The sequence below is a fragment of the Gemella haemolysans genome (assembly GCF_012273215.1).
In the GTDB taxonomy this organism is placed as follows: Bacteria; Bacillota; Bacilli; order Staphylococcales; family Gemellaceae; genus Gemella; species Gemella haemolysans_A.
The window spans coordinates 1870455-1895850 of the sequence record NZ_CP050965.1 but is presented as its reverse complement, the minus strand read 5'-3'; the positions used below and the strand labels follow the sequence as shown (position 1 = coordinate 1895850).

Below are 25396 nucleotides of genomic sequence, written 5' to 3'. Positions count from 1 at the left end.
AATACCCCAAAAGTTAGTGTATTCTAACTCTTGGGGTTAACTTTTATTCATATCTTGAAATATTATTGTTTAACCTCATCTCTGATGCTATCCCATAGTTCTTTTGCTTGCACTAAATCTAAACCATAGTGCTCTCTAATAATTTTAATATTTGCAATATCACCAACATCTGGATTAACAACTTCTTTTATATCAGTATAATCACTAGCAATTAGCTCTTTAACTTGTAATGTGCGTCTGTTTAAAGCATCTTCTTTTACAGCTTCCCATAATGCTTTTGCATCATACAGTACTAGATCTGTATATCTATCTCTTATCATCTTAACATTATGAATATCTCCTTTAGAAGCATCGACTACTGAAAGTACTTCCTCTCTATTGCTATCTTTCACAAGTTCATTAAATTTTTCTTTACTAACTTTTTGTTTTTCTGCCCATTCTTCTTTTGACTTACTGTTCCTAGTTGAAAAAAACATAAAAATCGCTATTGCTAAAATAATAATTAATGCTATCTTCATAATTAAATTCCTTTACTCTTTTTTACAATTTCTATTAGTTTTTTTGCATCTTTTCCATTTAAAAAGTATGCTTTTCTTAATGCTGCAATATTAAATGCATCGTCTTGGCTTAAGTTTATAACCTTTTCTAATTCTTTTTTATAAGACGCACTTTGAAGTCTTTCAAATGCTTCTTTACTCTTTTCATCACGTTTTTTTATTTTATCTCTCACGTTAGCAATCATCGCATAGACAAATATAAATCCAAGCATGATGTACAATGTATTCATGTTCATCGCAATTACTTCCTTTAAATTATTTTATACATTAATTATATAAGTTTTGTATGCAGTTGTAAACATTTTAATTAAGTTATTGATAAATTCCCAAAGTAAGTTCCAGAAAAAAATTAAAGTGTAATTAACTTATTTATCGCTCATCTCCTCTGAAAATTGATTTTTTTACTATAATTTGTTATTATTAAGTGTACTTTAGTTAAAGGATTATTGAATAATGAAATTTTTAACAAATATTAACGATGAAAAATATACTGAATTTATAAAAAATCACAAACATGGTAATATGATGCAAGCTATCGAGTGGTCTCACATTAAAAACACTTGGGGGGCTGTAAGAGTAGCTGTCGCAGACGACAATGACAATATTATAGCTGCTGTTCAAATACTAACTCGCCAAGGATTGTGGTACGCTCCTCGTGGTCCAATTCTTGATTATACTGATGCCAATCTACTAAACTTCTTTTTAACTAACCTTAAAAAATTCGCCAAAGAAAAAGGTGCTAAAATGGTTAAACTAGACATTCCAACTGCGATAAAAGATGAAAAACTTGCAGTGTTTAAGGATGTTGAGGTAAATAGAGAGAACAACACTCTTATTAAAGTATTCAAGGATAATGGTTATAAGCACAAAGGTTTCAGCCTTGATATGAGCAGTACTATTCAACCACGTTTTAACACAGTTACAAAACTTGAACAAGAAGTTCCTGATCTTTTCCCGAAAGATACACGTCGCTTAATTCGTGATGCAGAGAAGAAATTCGTTGAAGTTAGACGTTGTGGTAAAGAAAATCTTGATGACTTCCTTTTTGCCCTAGCTTGTACTGAAAAAAGAAAAAACATCTCTCTTCGTGGACGTGAGTATTTTGAAAACTTACTAGATACTTTTGGAGACAATGCTTTATTATACATTTCATATATAAACGTAGAAAAAGCTGTAAAAGAATGCCATTCTAGAAAAGAAGCTCTTGAGAATGAAATTGAAGCTCTTGGAGAAAAATCTCCGAAGAAAAAACGTACTCTTCTTGAACAAGTAGCTGGAATTGAAAAGCTAATCGTTCTATTTGATAGCTTAGAGATCGAAGATAAGAGCAAGGATCAGGTAATAAGCGCTGCGATTACTATCGCTTATGGTAACCATGCAGAAATTATTTACGCTGGTATGAATGAAGCCTTCGCGAAACTTCCTGCACAATATAAGGTATTTTCTGATACGATGAAAAAAGCTCAAGAAATGGGTGTTAAAGAAGTGTCTATGGGTGGAATCGAAGGAGATCTAAACGATAGTCTACTTGGATTTAAATCAAAATTCGCTCCAAATATCGTAGAATACTACGGAGAGTTCGATTTAGTAGTCTCTCATGTATTCAATTTAATGTACAACTACGGATTACCATTAAGAAGAAAAATATTGAAATTAATAAGAAGATAAAAAACAAGTCTGTAAATCACTATGGTTTACAGACTGTTTATTTATTCTAATCTACTCACTGTATATTTTTTAAACATTTGTTCTTTTGATTGTGGTGCGAGACGTCTTCAACCAACTTTTCAAAGAAAAGATTGTTTTTCGACTAAAAAGGTTTACCTAAAAGTCTTAAATTTCTTAAAAATAGTTTATATAAAAACTCATAGACGCAATGGTTTATTGATATCTAAATTCGCTTTATAAAAGCTTTTTAGATATCTAATAACCTGTGCGGGGGTGATTCGATAAAATCGATTTCTCCGAAATCACGATTTTTGAATCACTCCCTTTCCTCGATAAAATTCAACAGCATTTTATTCCCACCACTATAAAGAACAAATGAAAAATATATATAAAAATTAAAAGAGCTATACTCTTAATGATTTCATCAAAATCATACTATTGAGTCAGCTCTTTTTGTATTATATTTTTTTAACGAATTCAGATTTTAGTTTCATAGCTCCGAAACCATCAATTTTACAATCGATATTGTGGTCTCCGTCAACTAATCTGATATTTTTAACGCGAGTTCCTTGTTTTAATGTAGAAGAACTACCTTTAACTTTTAAATCTTTAATTACAGAAACTGTATCTCCATCTTGAAGTACATTTCCATTAGCATCGCGGTAAACTTTTTCCTCTTCTGCTCCACTAGTATCTTCTGGTGACCACTCGTGAGCACACATAGGACATACTAGCATGTTTCCATCTTCATAAGTATATTCACTTTTACATTCTGGACAATTAGGTAATGTCATTTGTTTCCTCCATAAAATTTCATATTTGTACAAAGGATATTATACCATAATGAGAAGCAATATCAAAACAATATCAAAAATTATTTTCTTGAAAACGTTGGTATTATAACGATTTTAACCGTAATATATTCCATCCTAAAATTTTTTTAAAAAAATCGTCTACTTTTGTAGGCAAAGTACTTGAAATTTTGAAAAAGTAGGAGTAAAATATGAACTAAAGAGTTTTCATCTTATATTTATTTAAAAAATATAAAATATAAACAATATAAATTTAAAACAAAAGAGGAATTAAATTATGGTTAAATATGATTTATTAGTAGTAGGATTCGGTAAAGCCGGAAAAACTTTAGCAGCAACATTCGCTAAAGAAGGAAAAAAAGTAGCAGTAGTTGAAGAAAGCAGTGCAATGTACGGTGGTACTTGTATTAACATCGGATGTATTCCAACTAAAACTTTAATTGTAGCTGCAGATAACAAAAAAGACTTCGCAGAAGCTAAAGCTACAAGAGACGCAGTTGTATCTAAACTTAACGCTAAAAACTTCGCTATGTTAGACAATAGTCCAAACATTGATGTTTATACAGCTCACGCTAAATTCGTTTCTAACAAAGTAGTAGAAATTTCTGCTAACGGAGAAACTAAACAACTTGAAGGTGAAATCGTAGTAATTAACACTGGAGCTAAAAACAATGTATTACCAATTCCAGGATTAACAACATCTAAAAATGTTTACGACAGCACTGAATTCCAAAAATTAGAAAAAGCTCCTAAAACTCTAGGAATTATTGGTGGAGGTAACATCGGATTAGAATTCGCTAACCTTTACGCTCGTCTTGGAGTTAAAGTTACAGTAATCGACTTCGCTCCTGGAATCTTAGGAAGAGAAGACAAAGATATCGCTGAACTTGCTCAAGGATACTTAGAAGAAGCAGGAATCGAGTTCAAATTAGGAACTGCAACAAAAGAAATCCGCAACAACGGAGAACTTGTTGTAGTTGATACAGAAAAATATGGTCCACTAGAATTCGAAGCAGTATTACACGCAACTGGACGCCGTGCTAACACTGAAGGATTAGGATTAGAAAACACTGACATCGAATTACGTCCAAACGGAACAATCGTAGTAGACGAATTCTGTCAAACATCTGTAGAAAATGTATTCGCAGTCGGTGATGTTAACGGTGGATTGCAATTCACTTACGTATCATTAGACGACTTCAGAGTAGTTAACGGATACTTACACGGTAACAAAGAATACACAACTGCTGACCGTAAAAACGTACCTTACTCAACATTCATCTCTCCAGCATTATCTCACGTTGGATTACACAAAGAAGAAGCTGAGGCAGCTTACCCTAACGTTGCAGTAGCATCATTACCTGTTGCTAACATGCCTAGAGGAGCTGTTAACCAAGACCCACGTGGATTATTCCGTGTAACTGTAGACAAAGACACTAACTTAATTCTTGGAGCTACTCTATTCGGTAAAAACTCAGAAGAAACTATCAACCTAATTAAAATGGCAATTGATAACAAAATTCCTTACACTTACATCAGAGATCAAATCTTCACTCACCCAACAATGGCTGAAAACTTAAATGATGTATTCAAATTAATCTAATAACTGCATAAAGCTTAAAATCTCAATAATCATTTGAGGTTTTAAGCTTTTTTTATTTATTTTATTAGAACTTCTTCTATATAAATATATAAAATTTTCAAATAATTGAAAAAATATAACTCAATACCTTTACAAAGCAACAGTTTTCTTGTATAATGTACACATGTCTTTTTAAAAAATACAATAAAATAAAAAAAGGAGATCGAACAATGAGTTTATATAAAAGAATTCCATTAATAGTAAAACTTATTATCGCTGTAACATTAGGGATAGTTTTAGGAAGTACTCTATCGACGTCTATTATTAGAGTTTTCGTTACTTTCTCATCAATTTTCAGCTCATTCTTAGGATTCACAATCCCACTTATTATCGTTGGATTTATCGTACCAGGTATTAGCCAAGTTTCAAACAACGCTGGTAAATTACTTGGACTTTCAACAGGAGTTGCATATATTTCTACAATTATTGCAGGAACATTTGCATTCTTAACAGCTGAAGCAGTATTACCAAACATCTTAGCTAACGCTACATTACAATCATTCAAAAACCCAGAGGATTTATTATTAAAACCTTTCATCGAGTTTAAAATGACTCCAATTTTTGATGTTACTACTGCTCTTATTATCTCATTCATCTTAGGAATCGGAATTTCAGCAACTCAATCAGAAGGACTTAAACAAGGATTCGCAGACTTCGGAGAAATTATTGAAAAATTACTTGCTTCAGTAATTATTCCACTTCTTCCATTCTACATCCTAGGTGTATTCATGAACATCACAGCTTCTGGTGAAGTATTCAAAATCTTAAAAATCTTCGCAATGGTATTCGTATTAATTATTATTATGCACGTAGTAATCATTATTATCCAATACTTTGTTGCTGGAACACTTAACGCTAGAAACCCATTCAAGATGCTTGTTAACATCTTACCTGCATACATGACAGCGATTGGTACTCAATCTTCAGCTGCTACTATCCCAGTAACACTAAGAAGTACTAAAAAAATGGGTGTTGATAAAAACATTGCAAACTTCACAATTCCATTATTCGCTACTATCCACTTATCAGGAAGTACAATTACATTAACTACATGTGCGTCTGCAGTATTCTGGTTACAACACGGTGCTACATTCCCATCAGCTGCAGTAATGATTAAATTCATCCTATTACTAGGTGTAACAATGGTAGCTGCTCCTGGGGTCCCAGGTGGTGGAGTTATGGCGGCTCTTGGATTATTACAATCAGTTCTTGGATTCAACGAAATCATGTTATCTCTAATGATCGCATTATACATTACTCAAGATAGCTTCGGAACTGCATGTAACATCTCTGGAGATGGAGCTTTATCAGCAATTGTTGATAGATTAAATAGAATATTCTTCAAAAAGGACGAAGAACAAAAAGCATAAAAAATTATCCCACAAACATAAGTTTGTGGGATTTTTCATTGTTAAAAAAATATTGGTTATAGACGTCTCGCACCACAATCAAAAGAACAAGTGTCGATAGAATTTACTTTGTTAAAAAGAAATAACTATATATTCATCTGTTCTTTATAATTCCAAAGATCCTTTTAACTATATAATATAATTAAATTCACCTACTGTTTATAGTGCTGCAGTAAAACTTATAGTTTTACTTAGAAAATCAAAGACCACAGGCTTTGATTTTAGCCGGAAAGTCCTTTTGCACAGCAAAAGAATTGTAGGCTCCTAAAGCTACATTAAAACAGTAGGTTATCGAATAATACTTAACAAAAAAGCAGCTCCTTGACCTAATCTCCGAGCCGCTTCTTTTATTCTATTTTAATTTATATCTTAATTTTACCGGATTATGATCACTATATCTATACTCTTGATTTAGCGTCTCTACTCCAAGTACTTCAATATTATCACTTGCTATATACCCATCGATAATAAAGCCATAAGTACCTTCACTATCTTTCACATAAGGTTTATTGTTAAGTCTGGCAGAATTTTTACTTTCATCATAAACTAACTTAAATCCTACTGGTAATAAACTCTTATCTAAATTCTCAGCACGCCATAATTCTTTTGGAACAACGTTAATCTCATCTTGTGTTAAAGTTTTTAACGACTGATTAAAGTCTGCCCCAACCAATACATAATTACCTTTTTTATACTCATAATCAATAAATTCAAGCAGTTGCTTCATCTGAGCTTTTTTACCAGAATTACCTTTATCATAAGCATCAAGATGCGCATTGATTAACACTAAATGTTTATCACTATTTTCTACTTTTGTATAAATAACAGAAAATCCACGTTTTAAATTAGCTAGTCTTTCAGGGAAAGTAAATGGAATTGCCATTTGGAATCTTCTTGCATTTTCTATTTTAAAATCAGTCGCAGTATATATACCACTTTTCACCTTTCCTAATGGTGGTAATGGATATGGTATATATCTAACCTTGAAATTATAAGCTAAAATACTGTTTAAACCAAGAGTTTCATCAAACGCTCTAACTTGATTTATATTATAACTACGTTTTGAATCTTCATCAATTTCTTGAATAAAATTAACATTGGCTTTCTCATTTTTAACTATTTCTGTAATATTTTTTAGATTTTCCTCTACATGAGCTTTATCAAGAGGTAACACCATCTTTCCACCATCCATAAAGAAATCTTCATCTTTATCAAGCCCTGCATAACCTATATTCCAGTTAAGGGCACTATATTCTGTTCCTACTTTTGCTATTTCTGAGTTACCTTGCTTAGTAACCTGCAGGCTCTCCACTCCATTAGGACTATATTCTGTCGCCCATAAATAGCCAACTAATCCTGCAAAACCTAAAGCCACTACTAATACTAAACTAACAACTATTTTTAATATTTTTTTCATCATTAACCTCATAAAAAAGGGGACTCGATAAAAAACTATTTTCGAGTCGCACCCTAATGCTTTTCGTTATATACTATTTATCTTTCTTCTTATCGGGCAATTGAGAAACGATAATCCCTACAAATACAATAAGCATACCGATTCCTTCTCTTATCCCAATATGTTCCCCAAGGATAAGCACTCCACCTATTGCTGCTACAACAGACTCTAAACTTAATATTAGAGACGCTGTGTGTGGTGGAACATCTTTTTGACCTACAATCTGTAAAGTATAACCTACTCCACTCGAAAGTACACCTATCGCAAGTAACGGCCAAATAACACTCATTATATCAGCAAAAACTATTGTTTCTTTAAATGCTGCTAAACATAAACTTAATATTGATACTACTCCTAATTGTACAATAGATAAGAACATCGAATTAACTCTAGCTGCTGAATAATCAATAACTATTATATGAATCCCGAATAGAACCGCACTAATTAAGACTATAATATCTCCCATTTCTAAAGAAAATTCTTCTTTTACAGATAAGAAATAAAAACCAATTACAGATAAAACCAATCCTATAATAAAGAATTTATTAAGTTTATTCCCTAAGAAAACACCTATAAATGGTACTATACAAATATACAATACTGTAATAAATCCGGCTTTACCTGCAGTTGTCATACCAATACCGATTTGCGAAATATACATCGCAAAAAATAGTACAATTCCACAAATACCACCAAGCACCCAACTTTTATTTTTTGTTATAGCCTCAGCTAACACTTTCGGAGCTTGACTCTTATACAAACTCGGCACTAGCAATGCAATAACAATAAGAAAGACTACTGCAATTATCGATCTTATACCTACAACTGTTAACGGTCCTAGAACTTTACTTGCTATATTTTGCCAAATAAAAGCCAGACCCCAAATAATTGTAACAATTATTAATAATAACTCCGAAATAAATTTTCTCATTAATACACCTTTCCTATAAATTTTTATGAATTTAAAATTCTAAAAGTATTTATTATTGTAGCAATAAACACAGTATACTTTTATAATTTTATACGTTATTCTTAAAAAATTCAACTGTTAGCACCCTTTTATTATGTATTTTAGGAACAACTTATCTCAACCACTATTTCCTTGGAAATATCCTTGAATTATTTAGTTATTAATAAATAAAAAGTGACCTAAAGACCTCAATTTCATAGAAATATCCATCTTTAAATCACTCTAAATTATACTAACTCAATTTATTAATTTTAATAATTATACACGCCATAAAAATCTATTTAAATGAGTTTTTATCTAATTTATTATTTTCAAAACAAGTTTCATATTCAATCATTTATGTATTATTTTTCAGGAGCTTCTTTTGTTAATTCTAGATTTTCTATACTTAAACGTCCTTTTGTGAAGTCTTCAACATTAAAGTGTTTTACCCTCTTATTGACATAAGTGATTTCTGTATCCCAGCTTAATCCAAAGAATGGTAATTCATCTGCGATAAGGTCATCGAATTTGTTGTATGCTTGTTTTAATTTATTATCATCAAACATTTCATCTGACCTTTGCTCTTTGAATGCTTCATCGATTTTGTCACTAGTATATCTGAAGTAATTGAATTGTGACTTACGTCCAAATAGTTCTTGACGACTTGGGTCTGATCCGTGATGACCCGCACCTAAGAATAAATCGATTTGTGGATCATCTCCTAGTACACGTTGATCCCATTCTTTTTTACCCATTAATTTATTGTCTAGTAATTTAACATCTAGACCTACTTCTTTCCATGATTTAATAAATGTATCAGCTAACGCTTGGTCGTAGTTATTTCCACCTTGGAAGGCAAAGTTGAATACAAGTTTATTACCTTTGTTGTCTTCTCTTAGCCCGTCTCCATCTACATCTTTATAGCCAGCTTCATCTAATAATTTTTTAGCTTTTTCTACATCTTTTTTAACTACAATCGCTTTTTCATTTCTTAATTTTCCTACTGTTGGTGGGTATAAAGCTGATCCTGTTGGTGTGAAACGTAGTCCTTTATAGATTTTCTCATTAATTTGATCACGATCAACTGCGTATAAGAAGGCTTGTCTTACATTTTTATTATTAAACTTAGTATTTTCTAAAGGTACATTTTCTTTTTTCTCTTTATCGTATTTACCGAATTTAAATCCTACAAATGACATGAATGAAGATGGTTGTCCTAATAGCTCTCCATTTTTCGCATCTTTTAATCCTTCATAAACTGTTGTATTGATATCAGTAAGATAGTCTATTTCTCCATTTTTAAGTATTTGACTAGCTTGTGCTGGTGCTACTGCTTTGAATTCGACTTTAGGAATTTTTATATCATCCTTTTTATAGTAATATGGATTAGCTTCAGCTACTACACTTTCACCTTGTACTTCTTTTGTTATTACATAAGGACCGTATGATAATGGGCGTTTTGTTAATTCAGCTTCTCCAAATCTAGCAAAGTCAGTCACTTTTGCAATTTGTTTTGCATTAGAGAATGCGTAGATAAATCCATCTCCCCATAACATCGAAGGTGATAACTTACTATATTTGATAACTACTGTTTTATCATCTTTCGCTTGAATACCTGAGATTGTTTTAGCTTTTCCTTCGTGATAATCTTTCATACCTTCTATAAGCTCAAATGAACCGTTATACCTTACATTTTCTGTGTATTTTGGATTCCCTAGTAGTTCATAACTAGCGATTATATCTTTTGATGTAAGATCTTCACCATTATTCCATTTCACACCATCGTGAATCGTTAAGGTTGCTTCATTTTTATCTTTATCTATATGTAATTTTACAGGTGCATCGTTATCATCTAATTTATATTTCAACGCATCATCTACTGGGAAAGTTTTTCCGAATACTGTTTCTGTAATAACTCCATCAGCCTTGTTAGCGTGCAGTACTGGATGGAATAATCCAACAAATGGGCTATTTGTTAGAATCCCATATTTAAATGTAGCATCCTTAACTGTATTACCTCCATTATCCGCAGATACTTTGAAGTCTACTTTTGCTTTAGTTTGAGTTTGGTTATTGCTGTTTGAGCCTGTAGAACATCCTGCTAATAGAATTGATAATGCAAATACAGAACTGAATACTGATAATATTTTTCTTTGTTTCATAGTTAATTTTCTCCTGAATAATAGTGTTAATTTTAAGACGTTTATATATTTAACCTACTCTAAAAAGAGAAAAAAATACCGCATAGTTTACTTTACTATGCGGCACTATCGAATTCTTAGTACATTGTATAATTACAAATTTCCTACCTTGCCGACATAGACACTTTTTAGAGCACGCTAAAATTGTGTCTATGTCGTTAAAACATACACACAATATTATCTACGCCATTGCCAAGATTGAATATTGAAATTTTGTCTCATGGTAGTCCTCCTAATCATTAAGTTTTTCATTTTAGTTATAATGAAAAATCTTTTGTACTTTTGTTGTATTTATTTTACTACTAATTGTATAAAAAATCAAGAGTTTTTTGAATTTTCTCTCAATTTAGAAAAAACAAACGACATAGACAACCTAAGTTATCTATGTCGCCAGGCTGTTGACAAATGCAGAAACTGCATGAGTCAGCAGCCTATTTTAATGAGAAAAAGTGCTGAAAATGTTATAATATAAGTATATAGAGGGGGTTTTTAGTATGTTTAATAAAAAAGAAAATATCAAAGATGAAATAATATTAATGACGTTATCAGAACTAGTTCCTACAAATCACTTTTTAAGAAAAGTAGCCGAAGCAATTGATTTTAAATTTATTTATGATTTGACAGAAGAATACTATAGCCACACATCAGGTAGAAATTGTTTAGACCCTGTAGTATTATTCAAATTAGTGTTTTTAAAAGATTTCTATGGAATAAAATCAATGAGAGAAACAATAAAAAGAATAGAAACAGATGCTGCATTTAGATGGTTTTTAGGGATACCATTTTCTAAACCAGTTCCACACTACTCTACATTTTCACAAAACTATATTCGACGTTTCCAAGGAACTGATGTGTTCGAACAAATATTTATTAATATAGTAAATCAAGCAATAGAAAAGAAACTAGTAGGTGGTAATGAGTTTTTTACTGATTCAACACATATTAAAGCCAACGCAAATAAAAAGAAATTCAAAGTTGAAGTAACTACAAAAATAAAAAAAAGAAAATTAGATTTAGAAAAAGAAATAAATGAAGAGAGAAACAAAAAAGGAAAAAAGCCTTTTGAGTACAAAGAGGAACAAGTTGTAAAAAAGCAGAAAATTAACACTACCGATCCGGATAGTGGATATTATCACAGAGACCATAAAGAAGAAGGTTTTATGTATTTAGACCATAGAACTGTCGATGGGAAAAACAATATAATTATAGATTGCCATATAACTCCAGGTAATACTCATGATAGCGGTCCGTATATAGATAGACTAAATCAGATAGAAAAAACCTTTGGATTAATACCAGGTAAAGTTGCGTTAGATAGCGGATATTATTCTCTAGACATACTAAAACAGTTAGATAAAAAAAATATATTTTCAGTAATAGGATATAGAAGATTCTCAAGATCAAAAGATAACAAATATTTTAAATACTTACAAGAAAAAGATATATATGTGGATAAACGAACAGGAGAAATATTTAGATACAGAAACATTGATAGAAATGGATATAAACAATATAAGAGTGATGATAAAAACGAAAAGAAAATAATAAGACGCCATATAAATGCGGATTATTATGATGAAGCTAGGTTAAGACGTATATCAAAAGAAGGAAAACTATTGTATAAGAGAAGAAAAGAAACAATAGAACGTAGCTTTGCGGATTCTAAACAAAATCACGGATACAGGTATGCACGATATAGAGGAAAAGCCAAAGTACAGTCGTACGCTTGGCTGTCTTGTTGCGTCCAAAATATGAAAACAATCGCATTAAGAGAGGTATAAACCCTCTTAATACTACTAAATACTACTGGATTTTTGCCTTAAGGCTTATTTTTTTTGAAAAAAAATACCATAACATCAATACTAGCTTGATATTTCGGTATTTTTGTCAACAATCTAAGTGTCTGAAAATATATTTTCAGACACTTTTTATGCTAATTTTTATTTAACGAAAAAATATATGATAAACCGTTTGTTATGACTCCAAATGCTAATATTTTAGCTATAGTTGCAAATCCTACAATAGGATTTAATAACATAATAAAAGAATAAATGATACCTAAAACTGCTAGAGCTATCTGTATCATATACCATTTTTGGTCCCTGTTTCTAAGTAGGCTTTGAAGGTGAAATATTGACATACTTAAAAAACTAAAAATAAATATCCATAAAATAACTATTAATGAAACAAATGGTACTAAGAACATACTTAGTCCAATTGCAAGGGATACTAATATATTTCCCCAAGGAATAGGTTTTACCTTTTTATATAAGCTATAAATTAAGAGTGCACTGGCAGCTAATAATTGTGTTATCCCAAATGCAATTGAATATGTAGCAATTGTATCTAAAGGATGATTCCATAAGAATAATCCGAAGATTAAGTAAAAAACACCAACGATAATATTTAGTATTTTCATTTTGACTCCTCCTAAATTTAGTATATGCTCATTGTAGCATAAAAGTTAAATTATTGCAATATCAACTCTTTATATAAAATCATAGGTCTTGTCTAGCAGATAGACGATAGCATGATCGGAGCCATGCGGTCATCGCCGGTCATCTGCGGTCAGACAAGACCTGTTTTTAGTAGTCAAAATGGTTGTAAGATGCTACAATAGGGCTATTAACATATCAAAGAGAATGGTCACGGTTAAGAAAATTGACGTTGTATTTTTTAATTTTCGAGTCAAAAAATAACTATGCCCCCCCAATTTCTAATAGGGGGGATAACACTTGGAAAATCATAGAAGCTTTAGAGAATGTAGTTGAACAAAGAATGGCAATAGCAGAAAAAAGATGGAGTCCTTTTTCAAAAACGTTCTCAATACCAAGTAGAGAAGAGATGGAGTGGACGGATATAATAGAAGGTAAATGGCAAGAAAGAGATTATACCCAAGATGAGCTTGACTATAAGGAGACCTTAAAAGTTCAATATGGTTTTGACGATAAAGCAGCAAGAATAATTGTAAAGCTTAAAAGAAATATTTATAATAATCCTAAAATAAGAAAAGATAGAAAAGACTATGTGTTTACGAGATTACTTGGTGGGTTGAGTTATGGTCATGAGGATAACGGTTTATTGAAACGGTTTATGTGGAATAATACAGCTGGTCAAATGTATAAAGATCTAGATATAAAGGAACAAATGACAATAAATTTCAAACTAACCGAAAGCGAATACGTATATTTAAAATATAAAGTTAGAATACAGCATGAAAATTATGGCTACTATAATACTATACAAAAAGAACTACTTCCACAATATAAAAAAACTATGGAAACGGTATTAGGACGTGAAATAACAGAGGATGAGTTTGAAAAATTGTGGAATAAACAGATAGATGCGTTTAAAGGTAAAACAGACTTTTCTCATCAATATATTACAATGGCTACGCATCTGTATGGAAAATCACGTCTTGCAGATTTGCGTGGAGGACATGAAAATACAAATGACATGTCAGGGTGGTTAGGTGATACAACAGATGTAGCCGATACTAAGCCAAGTATAGGGAATGATGATTATAAGGCTGATTTAGATGCGGTCAATATAATAAATATAATGAAAAAAAGAAACCTTGATTTTATAAATGTAAGTAATGAATATTACAACAATCTTGAAAATGGTATCCTCAATCGAGCAGAAGAATTTAAAAAAATATAGATCTTGAAAAATGAAAAATAAAATTTACAATCAACTTAGTGAAAAATATGTAGATGTAGAGGGGAAAAGGATAGCAAGAGTACCAAGTAATATAAATTACATAAAAGAAAATCATCATCCAACCTATAACTTTATAAAAAGTTTAGAAGATAATAAAAATGACATACAAGATTACTATAATGAAAAGTAGGTGCTTTCATGAAACAGCTAAGTAAAAAATGGAAAATATTTATAATAACAATAGTAGTTTTAATAGGAAGCTTCTATGGATATTATAAAATAAACAATAGAAATGCATTTGAAGAAATGTATAATTCATACTATAATTTTATACCGGCAACAGCATTATATAATATGCCCCAAATAGAGCCGATGCCAAGAGATGAAATAGGATTAGATATAGCAGAACTATATTATAAAGATACTAAGAATGATATGAAAATTGAATTTTCTCTTATATCTTTTAATAATGAAAAAAAGTAATACTAACAGGCTCTCCTTTGTTATAATATTAACGAAAGTTATAGCATATAAAAAGTGTCTGAAAATATATTTTCAGACACTTTTTCAGGCTGTTGACAAATAGGTCAACAGCCTGTTTTTTAACTGAAATAAAATCCTTAAAATGGTATAATATAAGTATACAAAGGAGGTTTTAGTATGTTTAATAAAGTAGAAAATATCAAAGATGAAATAATACTAATGACATTATCAGAAATAGTACCTAAAGATCATTTTTTAAGAAAAGTAGATAAAGCTATTGATTTTAAATTTATTTATGATTTGACAGAAGAATACTATAGCCACACATCAGGTAGAAATTGTTTAGACCCTGTAGTATTATTCAAATTAGTGTTTTTAAAAGATTTCTATGGAATAAAATCAATGAGAGAAACAATAAAAAGAATAGAAACAGATGCTGCATTTAGATGGTTTTTAGGGATACCATTTTCTAAACCAGTTCCACACTACTCTACATTTTCACAAAACTATATTCGACGTTTCCAAGGAACTGATGTATTCGAACAAATATTTATAAATATAGTGAACCAAGCAATTGATAAAAAATTAGTTGGAGGCACTGAGTTTTTTACTGATTCAACACATATAAAAGCTAACGCAAATAAAAAGAAATTCAAAGTTGAAGTAACTACAAAAATAAAAAAAAGAAAATTAGATTTAGAAAAAGAAATAAACGAAGAGAGAGAAAAAATAGGAAAAAAGCCTTTTGAATATAAAGAAAAAGAAGAACTAAAAAGACAACGAGTTAACACAACTGATCCGGATAGCGGTTATTATCACAGAGATCATAAAGAAGAAGGTTTTATGTATTTAGACCATAGAACAGTAGATGGGAAAAATAATATAATCATGGATTGTCACATAACTCCAGGAAACGTTCATGATAGTGGTCCATATATAGATAGATTAAATCAGATAGAAAAAAATTTCGGATTAACACCAGGAAAAGTTGCGTTAGATAGCGGATATTATTCTCTAGACATACTAAAACAGTTAGATAAAAAAAATATATTTTCAGTAATAGGATATAGAAGATTCTCAAAATCAAAAGATAAAAAATATTTCAAATATTTACCAGAAAAAGATATATATGTGGATAAACGAACAGGAGAAATATTTAGATACAGAAATATAGATAGAACTGGATATAAACAATATAAAAGTGATGATAAAAACGAGAAGAAAATAGTAAGACGCCATATAAATGCGGATTATTATGATGAAGCTAGATTAAGACGTATATCAAAAGAAGGAAAACTATTGTATAAGAGAAGAAAAGAAACAATAGAACGTAGCTTTGCAGATTCAAAACAAAATCATGGATACAGATATGCACAATATAGAGGTAAAGCCAAAGTACAGTCGTACGCTTGGTTGTCTTGTTGCGTTCAAAATATGAAAACAATAGCACTAAGAGAGGTATAATCATCTCTTAATACTACTGATGCTTTAGTCATAAGGCTTATTTTTTTTGAAAAACGACCAAAACATCAATATGTTCATTGATATTTTGGTCGTTTTGTCAACAATCTGACGACATAGACAACCTAAGTTATCTATGTCGCATTTTAAATTCTATTATTTAGCACCTTCGTTAGCTGTTAACTCAATGTCATAAAGTTTGAATTGATTTTTCTTAGCTTTAGCTAAATCATATGATTTAACACGTTTGTTGAAGAATGAGATACTTGTATCCCAGCTTAATGGGAAGAATGGTAATTCTTCAGCTACTTCTGTGTCAAATTTGTTGTAAGCTGCTTTTAATTTAGCATCGTCAAACATATCTGCTGATCCTTGAGCTTTGAAGCTGTTTTCGAATGCTTCAGTAGTGTAACGGTATAAGTTTAATGGAGCTTTTTTACCTAGTAACTCTTGACGGTTAGGGTTTGTTCCATATTGCCATGCACCTTGGAAGATATCGATTGATGGATCATCTGCTTGTACACGTTGTGCAAAGTCTTTTGGAGACATAAGTTTTCCATCTACTAATTTAACATCTAATCCTACTTCTTTCCAAGATTTAACGAATACGTCTGCTAATGCTTGGTCATATTCAGCACCTGTGTTACGGATTGCGAAGTTGAATGAAAGTTTGTTTCCGTTTTTATCTTCACGTAGTCCGTCACCATCTTTATCTTTGTATCCTGCATCGTCTAATAATTTTTTAGCTTTTTCTACATCTTTTTTAGCTGCAGTTGCGTTTTCGTTTACTAATTTACCTACAGCTGCTGGGTACATACCAGATCCAGTTGGAGTGAAACGTAATCCTTTGAAGATTTTTTCATTGATTTGGTCACGGTCAACTGCATATAAGAATGCTTGACGTAAGTTTTTGTCAGCTAATTTAGAGTTAGGATCAACTACGTTTTCACCCTTAGCTTTGTCGAATTTACCTAGTTTGAATCCAACATATGACATGTAACGAGAAGTATCACCTAAGAATGTTCCGTTTTTGATGTCTTTTGCTCCTTCGTAAACACTTGGAGTAACGCTATCGATATAGTCAACTTCTCCATTTTTGATTACTTGGCTAGCTTGAGCTGGAGCTACTGTTTTGAACTCGATTTTTTTAAGTTTCATTTTATCTTTGTTGTAGTAGTGAGGGTTTTGTTCTGCAAGAACACTTTCTCCGTTTACTACTTTAGTGATGTAGTAAGGACCATATGATAATGGTTTTTTGTTTAAGTCTGCTTCAGCAAATTTAGCGAAGTCTTTAGAAGCTTCTTCAACTTGTTTCGCGTTTAAGAAGTCAGTAACTAAACCTTCACCCCATAGTAATGATGGACGAACATCAGTGTACTTAAGTACTACTGTTTTGTCATCTTTAACTTGGATACCAGAGATATTTTTCGCTTTACCTTCGTGGAATTCTTTCATTCCTTCAATAAATTCGTATGCATCATTATAACGAGTGTTTGTAGTGAATTTAGGGTTACCCATAAGTTCGTATGTAGCTACGATATCTTTTGATGTGAATGCTTCACCGTTGCTCCATTTAGCTCCATCGTGGATAGTTAATGTAACTTCTTTTTTATCACGATCTAAGTGGAATTTAACTGCTGCATCAGCATCATCTTGTACAACACGTCCTTCTTCATCAGTAGGGAATGTCCCACCCATTACAGCTTGGTTTACGTATTGATCTTCTGCTTTATCAGAGAATACTGGGTTCCAAAGACCTGTTAATGGTTGAGCTGATAAGATACCATATTTTAATGTAGCACCATCTACAGCTGATCCTCCATTATCAAAGCTTGTTTTAAATTCTACTTTTGCTTTAGGAGCGTTTTTGCTTCCAGAATTACTTGATGTTGAACATCCAGCTAAAATTACTGAAAGAGCCATCGCTGAACTAAATACTTTTAGAAACTTATTCTTTTTCATTTTATTTCCTCCATAATATATAAAAACTTATTTTCAATTATTTATGAAATAATTCTAACATCATTTTAACGATAAGTCAAGTAAATTTTCAGAAAATAATATAAAAATAACAAAATTCTCTTTTTAAATTTCTGTTCGATATTTTAAAAATATAAATTTAATATTAGTTAACTAAATTATACTTTATTACTTTACAAATATATATATTTCTTATTTTACTTACATAACAGTGACATCTCATATCAAAAACCTACTATTCTTTTCATTTTAGTTTTGTTAAATCGATATATTTATTCTTATACAAAAAAAGGGACTGGAGGTGACTCGATAAAATCGTTTTCTCAAAAATCACGATTTTCGAGTCACTCCCAATCCTCTTTAAAACTTAATATAAAATTTTTAGATTATCCTTTGGCACTATCTTTATTAGTAAGCTCTAATGCATATAGTTTTTGTTCACCATAAGCGTATTTTTTAACATCGAAGTTTTTGATACGTTTATTTACCCATGTAATATCTGTACTCCAGCTAAATGGTAGCCAAGCCGCTTCTTCTGCAAAGTCTTTATCGAACTTTTTATATGCTTCTTTTCGCTTAGCATCATCTAACATTTCTTTAGAATTGATTGTTTCTAAGTCTTTTTTAAGCACATCACTCATATATCTTTGATAGTTAACTTTAGCTTTATCGCTTAATAGACGTGCTGGGTTAGGGTTAGTACCTAAGCTCCATGCTCCTTGGAATAAATCGATAGATGGATCGTCACTTGTTACACGTTGTGTCCAGTCTTTTGATGACATTAGTTTTCCATCAGCTAATTTTACATCTAAACCTACTTCTTTCCATGATTTAATAAATGCATCAGCAAGAGTTTGATCATAGTCTTGACCTGTGTTACGGATTGCGAAGTTAAATGTTAATTTCTTACCATCTTTATCTTCTCTTAATCCATCTCCATCAACATCTTTAAGTCCTGCTTCATCAAGAAGTTTTTTCGCTTTTTCTACATCTTTTTTATACTTGAATCCATCTTTATCATAGTAATCTTCTGAACGTGGTGGGTAAATACCTGAGTTTGTAGGTGTGAATCGTAGTCCTTTGTAAATTTTTTCATTTAATTGATCCCAATCTACCGCATATCCGAATGCTTGACGTACTCGTTTATCCGCTGCTTTTGCATTTGGATTTACTTTCACTTCATTTTTCTCTTTGTCCCATGTACCTAGTTTAAATCCTACATATGAAATATAGAAATCTGGCTGTCCTAATAATGTTCCGTTTGAATAGTCTTTTACCGCGCTCCATACATTCGGAGTTACTTGTGACATGTAGTCAATTTCACCATTTTTAATTATAGAACTTGCTTGAGCTGGCGCAACTACTTTATATTGGATTTCTTTTACTTTTACATCGTCTTTTTTATAGTAGTATGGATTTTGCTTAGCAAGTACGCTTTCTCCATTTACTACTTTATCTAAATAGTATGGACCATAAGATAATGGTTTTGTATTTAATTCTGCTTCTACAAATTTACTAAAGTCTTTTGATGCAGCAGCTACTTGATCTTTGTTAAGGAATGTTGTTATGAATCCACTTCCCCATAGAAGAGCTGGTTTTACATCTTTGTATTGAATTACTACTGTTTTATCATCTTTTTTAGTAAGACCTGAGATTTTTTCAGCTTTACCTTCATGGTAGGCTTTCATACCTTCTATTGTTTCAAATTCACTCTTATAACGGATATTATCTTTATACTTAGAGTTACCCATAAGTTCGTATGTTGCGATAATATCATCCGCTACTACGTCTTGATTGTTACTCCATTTTAAATCTTTACGTATAGTAAGTGTTACTTGTTTTTTATCCTTATCTAGATGAAACTTAACCGGTGCATCTTCATCATCTTCTTTTAATTTGTATGAATGATCAAAAGCAAATGTGTGTGCCATAGTATCTTCCATTACTGCATTATCTGTTGCTTGCAGGTGGAATACTGGATTAAACATCCCTGTTAATGGATCGGCACTAAGGATACCAACTTTCAATATAGAATCACTTACCGCACTACCACCGTTATCAACTGATGTTTTAAATTCTACTGATGGTTTTCCATCTTTTGATGATTTTGACGACGTTGAACATCCTGCTAAAATAATTGATAGTGCCATTGCTGAACTGAATACTTTTAAAAATTTATTTTTCTTCATTTTTTCCTCCAATATAACTCTAGTTTATTAATAATTAATAAAGACAAAATTTAAGGCGAGGTATCTTTGCTACATTAAAGCATGATACTTCGCCTTAAATCTATGTAAATTTGTAGCTCTACATATTTTTATTAAGAATATGGGAATAACTCAAAAATCGTAATTTCAAGTCAACCCTTGTTAATTAATTTTTCATTTAAAAGTTATATCTATTTTTTTTATTAATATTTCTATAATATAAACAGTATATTCATATTTTCAAAGATGAGAGGGCTTAAATTAGAAACCTCTATTGAAATTCTAATTTTTCATCCCTCTCAAAAATTAATTGAAAATAAAATGAAATATAAGTTTATTAGGGGGAAATTCAACTAAGTGCCCTTAGCTAAATCTCAATCCTAAACTAAATTAATTTTTTGCTGGTGCATCAGCAGTTAACTCTAAACCGTAAACTTTTTGTTCACCAGTTTTTAGTTTCGCTAAGTCAAGTGTTTTAACACGTTTGTTAACCCATGTCATAGATTGTTGCCAACTGAATGGTAACCAAGCAGCTTCTTCTCTGAATTGTTTATCAAATTTTTGATATGCTTCTTTAAGTTTAGCATCATCAAACATATCGCTACTTCCCATTGCAGTTAATGATTTTTCTAATTCTTCTGTTGTGTAACGTTGTAAATTAAGTGGTGTTGTTTTACTTACTAATCCACCTGGGTTTGGATCACTTCCTAATCCCCAAGCCCCTTGGAAGATGTCGATTCCTGGATCATCTGCTTGCACACGTTGAGACCAATCTTTAGGTGCCATAAGTTTACCATCTACAAGTTTAACATCTAATCCTACTTCTTTCCAAGATTTAACGAATGTATCTGCTAATGTTTGGTCGAAGTCTTGACCTGTGTTACGGATAGCGAAGTTGAATGTAAGTTTTTTACCGTTTTTATCTTCTCTTAATCCGTCTCCATCAGTATCTTTAAGACCTGCTTCATCAAGTAGTTTTTTAGCTTTTTCTACGTTCTTAGTATATTTCTCACCATCTTTGTTGTGGAACATTTTAACGATTGGTGGATAGAATCCAGAACCAGTTGGTGTGAAACGTAATCCTTTATAGATTTTTTCGTTGATTTGATCCCAATCTACCGCATATCCAAATGCTTGACGCACTCGTTTATCTGCAGCTTTTGCGTTTGGATCTACTTCTACTTCACCTTTTTCTTTGTTGAATTTACCTAGTTTGAATCCAACATATGATACATAGTAGTCAGATTCTCCTAAGATTGTTCCGTTCTTAGCATCTTTAGTTCCGTCCCAGATACCTGTAGTCAAACTATCCATTAAGTCTACATCACCGTTTTTAAGAACAGCACTTGCTTGAGCTGGTGATACAACTTTAAATTGGATTTCTGGAATTTTTACATCAGATTTTTTGTAGAAGTAAGGGTTAGCTTTCGCTAATACACTTTCCCCATTTACTACTTTATCTAAGTAATATGGTCCATAAGATAATGGTTTTTTGTTTAAGTCTGCTTCAACAAATTTAGTGAAGTCTTTTGATGCAGCTTCTACTTGAGCCTTGTTTAAGAATTCTCCGATAAATCCATTACCCCATAATAATGCTGGTTTAATCTCTGTATATTTAAGTACTACAGTTTTATCATCTTTTTTAACTACTCCAGAGATATTTTTTGCTTTTCCTTCGTGATAGTCCTTCATACCTTCGATTACTTCGTACTCATCACTGTAACGAACGTTTTCAGTGTACTTAGGATTACCCATAAGTTCATATGTTGCAACGATATCGTCCGCTTTTACGTCTTCCCCGTTACTCCATTTAAGATCTTTATGAATAGTTAATGTAACTTCTTTTTTATCGCGATCAACGTGGAACATAACTGGTGCTTCTTTGTCATCTTGTTTTAAACGGTTTGCATCGTCAGTTGGGAAAGCTCCTGCCATTGTATATTTCATTACATCATTGTCAGTAGATTGTAAATAAAACACTGGGTTAAACATCCCTGTTAATGGATCTGCTGAAGCAATACCAACTTTAAGTTGTTGACCACTAAGCGCATTTCCACCATTGTCCACGGCTGTCTTAAACTCTACAGCTGCCTTTGTTCCCTTAGAATTGTTACTTGCGCTTGAACATCCTGCAAGTAACATTGTGAGAGCCATAGCTGAACTAACTACCTTTAACATTTTTTTCTTTTCCATTATCTTATCCTCCATGCTGTACGTTGTACAGTCTTTCTTTAATGTTATATTTAGCAATTATATCAGAGAATTTTATAGTAGTCAAGTAATTGTCAGAAAATTTTACACTATTTTTTTAATTTTCGCTGAAATGGATATAAATATTAATTATCTATCGATAACACTCATTACGAATACCATTAGATTTATATAATTTATTTCAAACTAAATACCAATCTAGAATTCATTAGAAAAAATAAAAAAGCCATGTAGAAATCTTTCTACATGACTTTCTAAATTGGCTCTTTGTCAAATTCGGGGCATGGAGAAAAATAGGAAATGAAATCTAGGCAGCATTTTGCTGCTTAGATTTTTTCTTGTTTTCTTTAAGTTTGACATTATTTTTGTACTCAGAAACAAATAATCTAGACATAATTAAAATGCGTAATCTGAAATTACTAAAGCTAGAGTATCCGTATGATACCTTCTTTAGTAGTTTTATTTTATTATTAAATCCTTCTAATGGACCATTAGAATACTTATATTTAACAGCATTAAGCATATACTCTTTGTGCTTGTTCATAGTATTTATAGCTTTAGATACACCTTTAGATAATCCTCTAGTATCCATATCTATATACTTCTCTAATTCCACAGAATCTTTAGCCTTAATAGCTTCTCTTATCTCATGCACTCTCCCATAGCTAGCTGTAAATTCATCATCTATAGCTAATATATAATCTAATACTTCTTTTCTAGTTACATAGCGTTTAAAGCTTCTAGAATAGAATGATTTTGTTGAATTTACTTTATCTCTATCTTCTAATATTACTTTCCAAAAATTCTTTAAAACAGTGTAAATAGAGCCTTTTTTATTCTTATATTGGTTCATTAGTTTTATTCTAGCTTTATTTAATTCTCTATTAATATTTTGTACCATATGGAATCTATCTATAATTATTTTAGCGTTAGGGAACATCTCTCTAATCATATTCATATAAGGAGGATAAATATCTATACAGATTGTTTTTACTTTCTTTCTTACTTTCCTTGGATATCTCATAAAGTATTGTTTTAATATATGTTGAGTTCTTCCATCTACAATATCTATAAAATCATGTGTTTTAGCATCTAAGAATACGAAGCTCATTCCATTTTTACTGTCTTTAGTTGACTTTATCTCATCAAAACATAGGTGTTCTGGTAGGGTTGAATGAGTCTTAACTTCTACGGCTTCTCTACATGATTTCATTACTCTTACTACTGTAGATACTGATACATTACTTAATTCAGCTATATCTTTAAATGATATTGTCTTAGAAAGATTCTTCATAATGTAGAATATAAGATTTTTAGATATACTGCAGTGTTTTTGTACAAATGATGTTTCAGCACAAAACTTAGAATTACATTCTTTACATTTAAAGCGTTGTTTCTTTAATCGTAGATATGTAGGGCATTCTGACATCTTTAATAAAGCTACTTTTAATGGATCTGTGAATCCATTTTTAACTATATTATTTCCTTCTTTTATACAACCACAGTTTGTACAACACTTTGGATTGTATGATAAAGTCCCATGAAATACGAATGTATCTTGACCGTCTACATTAATTAAATCAAGTTTATCATCCATAGTTATATTTTGGTCTTTTATTAATAGTAAATTTGTGATAAAATTAGACATGACAAATATCCTTTCTTAGTTAATTATTTTTGTACACCTTAATTATATTGGATATTTGTCTTTTTGTATATAAAAATTGAAATCCGGGGCTGGAATTTTTCCATGCCCCGGATTTAGTATACAACCTCTAAATTATAATCTTTGTCTAGCATCTAAACTACGTCTTAATGCACCACCAATAGAGTTGATACATAAAACGATGATTAAGATTGCAAGGGCTGCTGGTAACCAAATGTACATTTTGTTAATAAGAACGTCTGCATCTTTTGCATAAGATAACATTGTACCTATACTTGGTGTTCCTGCTGGAAGACCGAATCCAAGATATGTCAGACCTACCTCGATACCCATATTAGCAGCTAATGATAATGTAGCTTCTACGATAATGATAGAACTGATATTTGGTAAAATTCCTTGTAACATGATTTTCCAATCTGGTGTTCCCATAGTTTTTGAAGCAAGAACATAATCACGACGTGATTCTGATAATGCTTTACTACGTACTAGACGAGTTGATCCCATCCATGCGAACGCTGATAAAATCAGAATGAATAGTACAAGTCCGTAATCACGTTTAATACTTACGAATACGATGATTACCATAAGAGTTGGGATAATTACCATAAAGTCTACGAAACGCATCACAATATTATCAACACGTCCTCCGTAATATGCAATAACTAACCCTACTGCTGTACCAAACCCAATTGTTAATGCTGTTACCGCAACCGCGATAAGAATTGAGTTAAGCATCCCCATCATTAGCCATCCAAAAACTGAGTGACCACCTACGTCTGTACCTAATAAGAATCCATCCTCACCAGGTTTTAAGAAAATATTTAATAAATCTACATCAAAGTAAGTACTATATACTCCACTCACACGAATGTAAATATTGAAAAGTACTACAAAAATTAAAATTGCACTTAATGTGATTAAAGCTGCAAAAGCACCTTTATCCTTTTTAAATTCACGAGCCACAACTGAAAACCCAGAAGGAGTTTTAGTTATAACTTTTTCTTCTTTTGCTTTTGTCATTGTTCAAC

Annotated in this window: 20 protein-coding genes; 8 read left to right on the top strand and 12 right to left on the bottom strand. The window is 31.4% G+C overall.

Going from position 1 to position 25396, the window contains the following annotated elements; all coding sequences use genetic code 11:
• Positions 1-62: 62 nt before the first annotated feature.
• Together FOC48_RS08835 and FOC48_RS08830 are read right to left on the bottom strand one after the other, a co-directional pair.
• Positions 63-518: a hypothetical protein gene (locus tag FOC48_RS08835; RefSeq protein ID WP_003147535.1), complete on the bottom strand. Its 456-nt coding sequence runs from the start codon at positions 516-518 to the stop codon at positions 63-65.
• Positions 519-520: 2 nt separating this feature from the next.
• A complete protein-coding gene (locus FOC48_RS08830) occupies positions 521-769 on the bottom strand; it encodes a hypothetical protein (protein WP_254263177.1) in 249 nt (82 codons plus the stop codon).
• Positions 770-1010: 241 nt separating this feature from the next.
• Here FOC48_RS08830 and FOC48_RS08825 point away from each other — a divergent pair, with 241 nt between their 5' ends.
• The gene (locus FOC48_RS08825; protein WP_003147533.1) at positions 1011-2225 is read left to right on the top strand and encodes a lipid II:glycine glycyltransferase FemX; all 1215 of its coding nucleotides are present in this window, start codon (positions 1011-1013) and stop codon (positions 2223-2225) included.
• A 458-nt stretch (positions 2226-2683) separates the two neighbouring features.
• Here FOC48_RS08825 and FOC48_RS08820 read toward each other — a convergent pair whose 3' ends face one another.
• The gene (locus FOC48_RS08820; RefSeq protein ID WP_003147532.1) at positions 2684-3019 is read right to left on the bottom strand and encodes a zinc ribbon domain-containing protein YjdM; all 336 of its coding nucleotides are present in this window, start codon (positions 3017-3019) and stop codon (positions 2684-2686) included.
• 295 nt (positions 3020-3314) lie between these two features.
• On the opposite strand from FOC48_RS08820, the gene FOC48_RS08815 reads away from it, so the two are divergent.
• Complete coding sequence (locus FOC48_RS08815) at positions 3315-4640, top strand: FAD-containing oxidoreductase (RefSeq protein WP_003147531.1); 1326 nt, start codon at positions 3315-3317, stop codon at positions 4638-4640.
• 209 nt (positions 4641-4849) lie between these two features.
• Positions 4850-6049, top strand: a complete 1200-nt coding sequence (locus FOC48_RS08810) for a dicarboxylate/amino acid:cation symporter (protein ID WP_003147530.1) — start codon at positions 4850-4852, stop codon at positions 6047-6049.
• 391 nt (positions 6050-6440) lie between these two features.
• Here the strand turns inward: FOC48_RS08810 and FOC48_RS08805 are convergent, their stop codons facing one another.
• The 3 genes from FOC48_RS08805 to FOC48_RS08795 all read right to left on the bottom strand — a co-directional run bounded on the left by FOC48_RS08805 (position 6441) and on the right by FOC48_RS08795 (position 10658).
• Complete coding sequence (locus FOC48_RS08805) at positions 6441-7505, bottom strand: exonuclease/endonuclease/phosphatase family protein (protein WP_003147529.1); 1065 nt, start codon at positions 7503-7505, stop codon at positions 6441-6443.
• Positions 7506-7578: 73 nt separating this feature from the next.
• Positions 7579-8475 carry a DMT family transporter gene (locus FOC48_RS08800; RefSeq protein WP_003147528.1) on the bottom strand — a complete coding sequence of 299 codons (897 nt, stop codon included), beginning with the start codon at positions 8473-8475 and terminating at the stop codon, positions 7579-7581.
• Positions 8476-8858: 383 nt separating this feature from the next.
• On the bottom strand, positions 8859-10658 hold the full coding sequence (locus tag FOC48_RS08795; RefSeq protein ID WP_003147527.1) for an ABC transporter substrate-binding protein: 1800 nt from the start codon (positions 10656-10658) through the stop codon (positions 8859-8861).
• A 533-nt stretch (positions 10659-11191) separates the two neighbouring features.
• Here FOC48_RS08795 and FOC48_RS08790 point away from each other — a divergent pair.
• Positions 11192-12478 (top strand): IS1182 family transposase, encoded by a 1287-nt coding sequence (locus FOC48_RS08790; RefSeq protein ID WP_102170455.1) that lies wholly within the window; start codon positions 11192-11194, stop codon positions 12476-12478.
• Positions 12479-12630: 152 nt separating this feature from the next.
• Here FOC48_RS08790 and FOC48_RS08785 read toward each other — a convergent pair whose 3' ends face one another.
• Entirely contained in the window at positions 12631-13116 is a 486-nt protein-coding gene (locus FOC48_RS08785) for a DUF308 domain-containing protein (protein ID WP_003147523.1), read from the bottom strand.
• Positions 13117-13475: 359 nt separating this feature from the next.
• Here FOC48_RS08785 and FOC48_RS08780 point away from each other — a divergent pair, with 359 nt between their 5' ends.
• The 4 genes from FOC48_RS08780 (at position 13476) to FOC48_RS08765 (ending at position 16307) form a co-directional block, all read left to right on the top strand.
• Positions 13476-14360: a hypothetical protein gene (locus FOC48_RS08780; RefSeq protein ID WP_231124726.1), complete on the top strand. Its 885-nt coding sequence runs from the start codon at positions 13476-13478 to the stop codon at positions 14358-14360.
• A gap of 10 nt (positions 14361-14370) precedes the next feature.
• The gene (locus tag FOC48_RS08775) at positions 14371-14550 is read left to right on the top strand and encodes a hypothetical protein (RefSeq protein ID WP_003147520.1); all 180 of its coding nucleotides are present in this window, start codon (positions 14371-14373) and stop codon (positions 14548-14550) included.
• An 8-nt stretch (positions 14551-14558) separates the two neighbouring features.
• Positions 14559-14843 (top strand): TipC family immunity protein, encoded by a 285-nt coding sequence (locus tag FOC48_RS08770; RefSeq protein ID WP_003147518.1) that lies wholly within the window; start codon positions 14559-14561, stop codon positions 14841-14843.
• A 177-nt stretch (positions 14844-15020) separates the two neighbouring features.
• Positions 15021-16307: an IS1182 family transposase gene (locus FOC48_RS08765; RefSeq protein WP_172497796.1), complete on the top strand. Its 1287-nt coding sequence runs from the start codon at positions 15021-15023 to the stop codon at positions 16305-16307.
• A gap of 153 nt (positions 16308-16460) precedes the next feature.
• Here FOC48_RS08765 and FOC48_RS08760 read toward each other — a convergent pair whose 3' ends face one another.
• The 5 genes from FOC48_RS08760 to FOC48_RS08740 all read right to left on the bottom strand — a co-directional run bounded on the left by FOC48_RS08760 (position 16461) and on the right by FOC48_RS08740 (position 25388).
• Complete coding sequence (locus FOC48_RS08760; RefSeq protein ID WP_003147514.1) at positions 16461-18266, bottom strand: ABC transporter substrate-binding protein; 1806 nt, start codon at positions 18264-18266, stop codon at positions 16461-16463.
• 404 nt (positions 18267-18670) lie between these two features.
• Positions 18671-20473: an ABC transporter substrate-binding protein gene (locus FOC48_RS08755; protein WP_003147513.1), complete on the bottom strand. Its 1803-nt coding sequence runs from the start codon at positions 20471-20473 to the stop codon at positions 18671-18673.
• Between the two features lie 408 nt (positions 20474-20881).
• The gene (locus FOC48_RS08750) at positions 20882-22684 is read right to left on the bottom strand and encodes an ABC transporter substrate-binding protein (protein WP_003147512.1); all 1803 of its coding nucleotides are present in this window, start codon (positions 22682-22684) and stop codon (positions 20882-20884) included.
• A 325-nt stretch (positions 22685-23009) separates the two neighbouring features.
• Positions 23010-24350: an ISL3 family transposase gene (locus FOC48_RS08745; protein ID WP_003147511.1), complete on the bottom strand. Its 1341-nt coding sequence runs from the start codon at positions 24348-24350 to the stop codon at positions 23010-23012.
• Positions 24351-24482: 132 nt separating this feature from the next.
• Complete coding sequence (locus FOC48_RS08740; RefSeq protein WP_003147509.1) at positions 24483-25388, bottom strand: ABC transporter permease; 906 nt, start codon at positions 25386-25388, stop codon at positions 24483-24485.
• Between the last annotated feature and the right edge of the window lie 8 nt (positions 25389-25396).

Bases quoted from the DNA above. Each gene is read 5' to 3' on its own strand.
- FOC48_RS08835 (WP_003147535.1), bottom strand. From the start codon at position 518: ATGAAGATAGCATTAATTATTATTTTAGCAATAGCGATTTTTATGTTT.
- FOC48_RS08830 (WP_254263177.1), bottom strand. From the start codon at position 769: ATGCTTGGATTTATATTTGTCTATGCGATGATTGCTAACGTGAGAGAT.
- FOC48_RS08825 (WP_003147533.1), top strand. From the start codon at position 1,011: ATGAAATTTTTAACAAATATTAACGATGAAAAATATACTGAATTTATA.
- FOC48_RS08820 (WP_003147532.1), bottom strand. From the start codon at position 3,019: ATGACATTACCTAATTGTCCAGAATGTAAAAGTGAATATACTTATGAA.
- FOC48_RS08815 (WP_003147531.1), top strand. From the start codon at position 3,315: ATGGTTAAATATGATTTATTAGTAGTAGGATTCGGTAAAGCCGGAAAA.
- FOC48_RS08810 (WP_003147530.1), top strand. From the start codon at position 4,850: ATGAGTTTATATAAAAGAATTCCATTAATAGTAAAACTTATTATCGCT.
- FOC48_RS08805 (WP_003147529.1), bottom strand. From the start codon at position 7,505: ATGAAAAAAATATTAAAAATAGTTGTTAGTTTAGTATTAGTAGTGGCT.
- FOC48_RS08800 (WP_003147528.1), bottom strand. From the start codon at position 8,475: ATGAGAAAATTTATTTCGGAGTTATTATTAATAATTGTTACAATTATT.
- FOC48_RS08795 (WP_003147527.1), bottom strand. From the start codon at position 10,658: ATGAAACAAAGAAAAATATTATCAGTATTCAGTTCTGTATTTGCATTA.
- FOC48_RS08790 (WP_102170455.1), top strand. From the start codon at position 11,192: ATGTTTAATAAAAAAGAAAATATCAAAGATGAAATAATATTAATGACG.
- FOC48_RS08785 (WP_003147523.1), bottom strand. From the start codon at position 13,116: ATGAAAATACTAAATATTATCGTTGGTGTTTTTTACTTAATCTTCGGA.
- FOC48_RS08780 (WP_231124726.1), top strand. From the start codon at position 13,476: ATGGCAATAGCAGAAAAAAGATGGAGTCCTTTTTCAAAAACGTTCTCA.
- FOC48_RS08775 (WP_003147520.1), top strand. From the start codon at position 14,371: ATGAAAAATAAAATTTACAATCAACTTAGTGAAAAATATGTAGATGTA.
- FOC48_RS08770 (WP_003147518.1), top strand. From the start codon at position 14,559: ATGAAACAGCTAAGTAAAAAATGGAAAATATTTATAATAACAATAGTA.
- FOC48_RS08765 (WP_172497796.1), top strand. From the start codon at position 15,021: ATGTTTAATAAAGTAGAAAATATCAAAGATGAAATAATACTAATGACA.
- FOC48_RS08760 (WP_003147514.1), bottom strand. From the start codon at position 18,266: ATGAAAAAGAATAAGTTTCTAAAAGTATTTAGTTCAGCGATGGCTCTT.
- FOC48_RS08755 (WP_003147513.1), bottom strand. From the start codon at position 20,473: ATGAAGAAAAATAAATTTTTAAAAGTATTCAGTTCAGCAATGGCACTA.
- FOC48_RS08750 (WP_003147512.1), bottom strand. From the start codon at position 22,684: ATGGAAAAGAAAAAAATGTTAAAGGTAGTTAGTTCAGCTATGGCTCTC.
- FOC48_RS08745 (WP_003147511.1), bottom strand. From the start codon at position 24,350: ATGTCTAATTTTATCACAAATTTACTATTAATAAAAGACCAAAATATA.
- FOC48_RS08740 (WP_003147509.1), bottom strand. From the start codon at position 25,388: ATGACAAAAGCAAAAGAAGAAAAAGTTATAACTAAAACTCCTTCTGGG.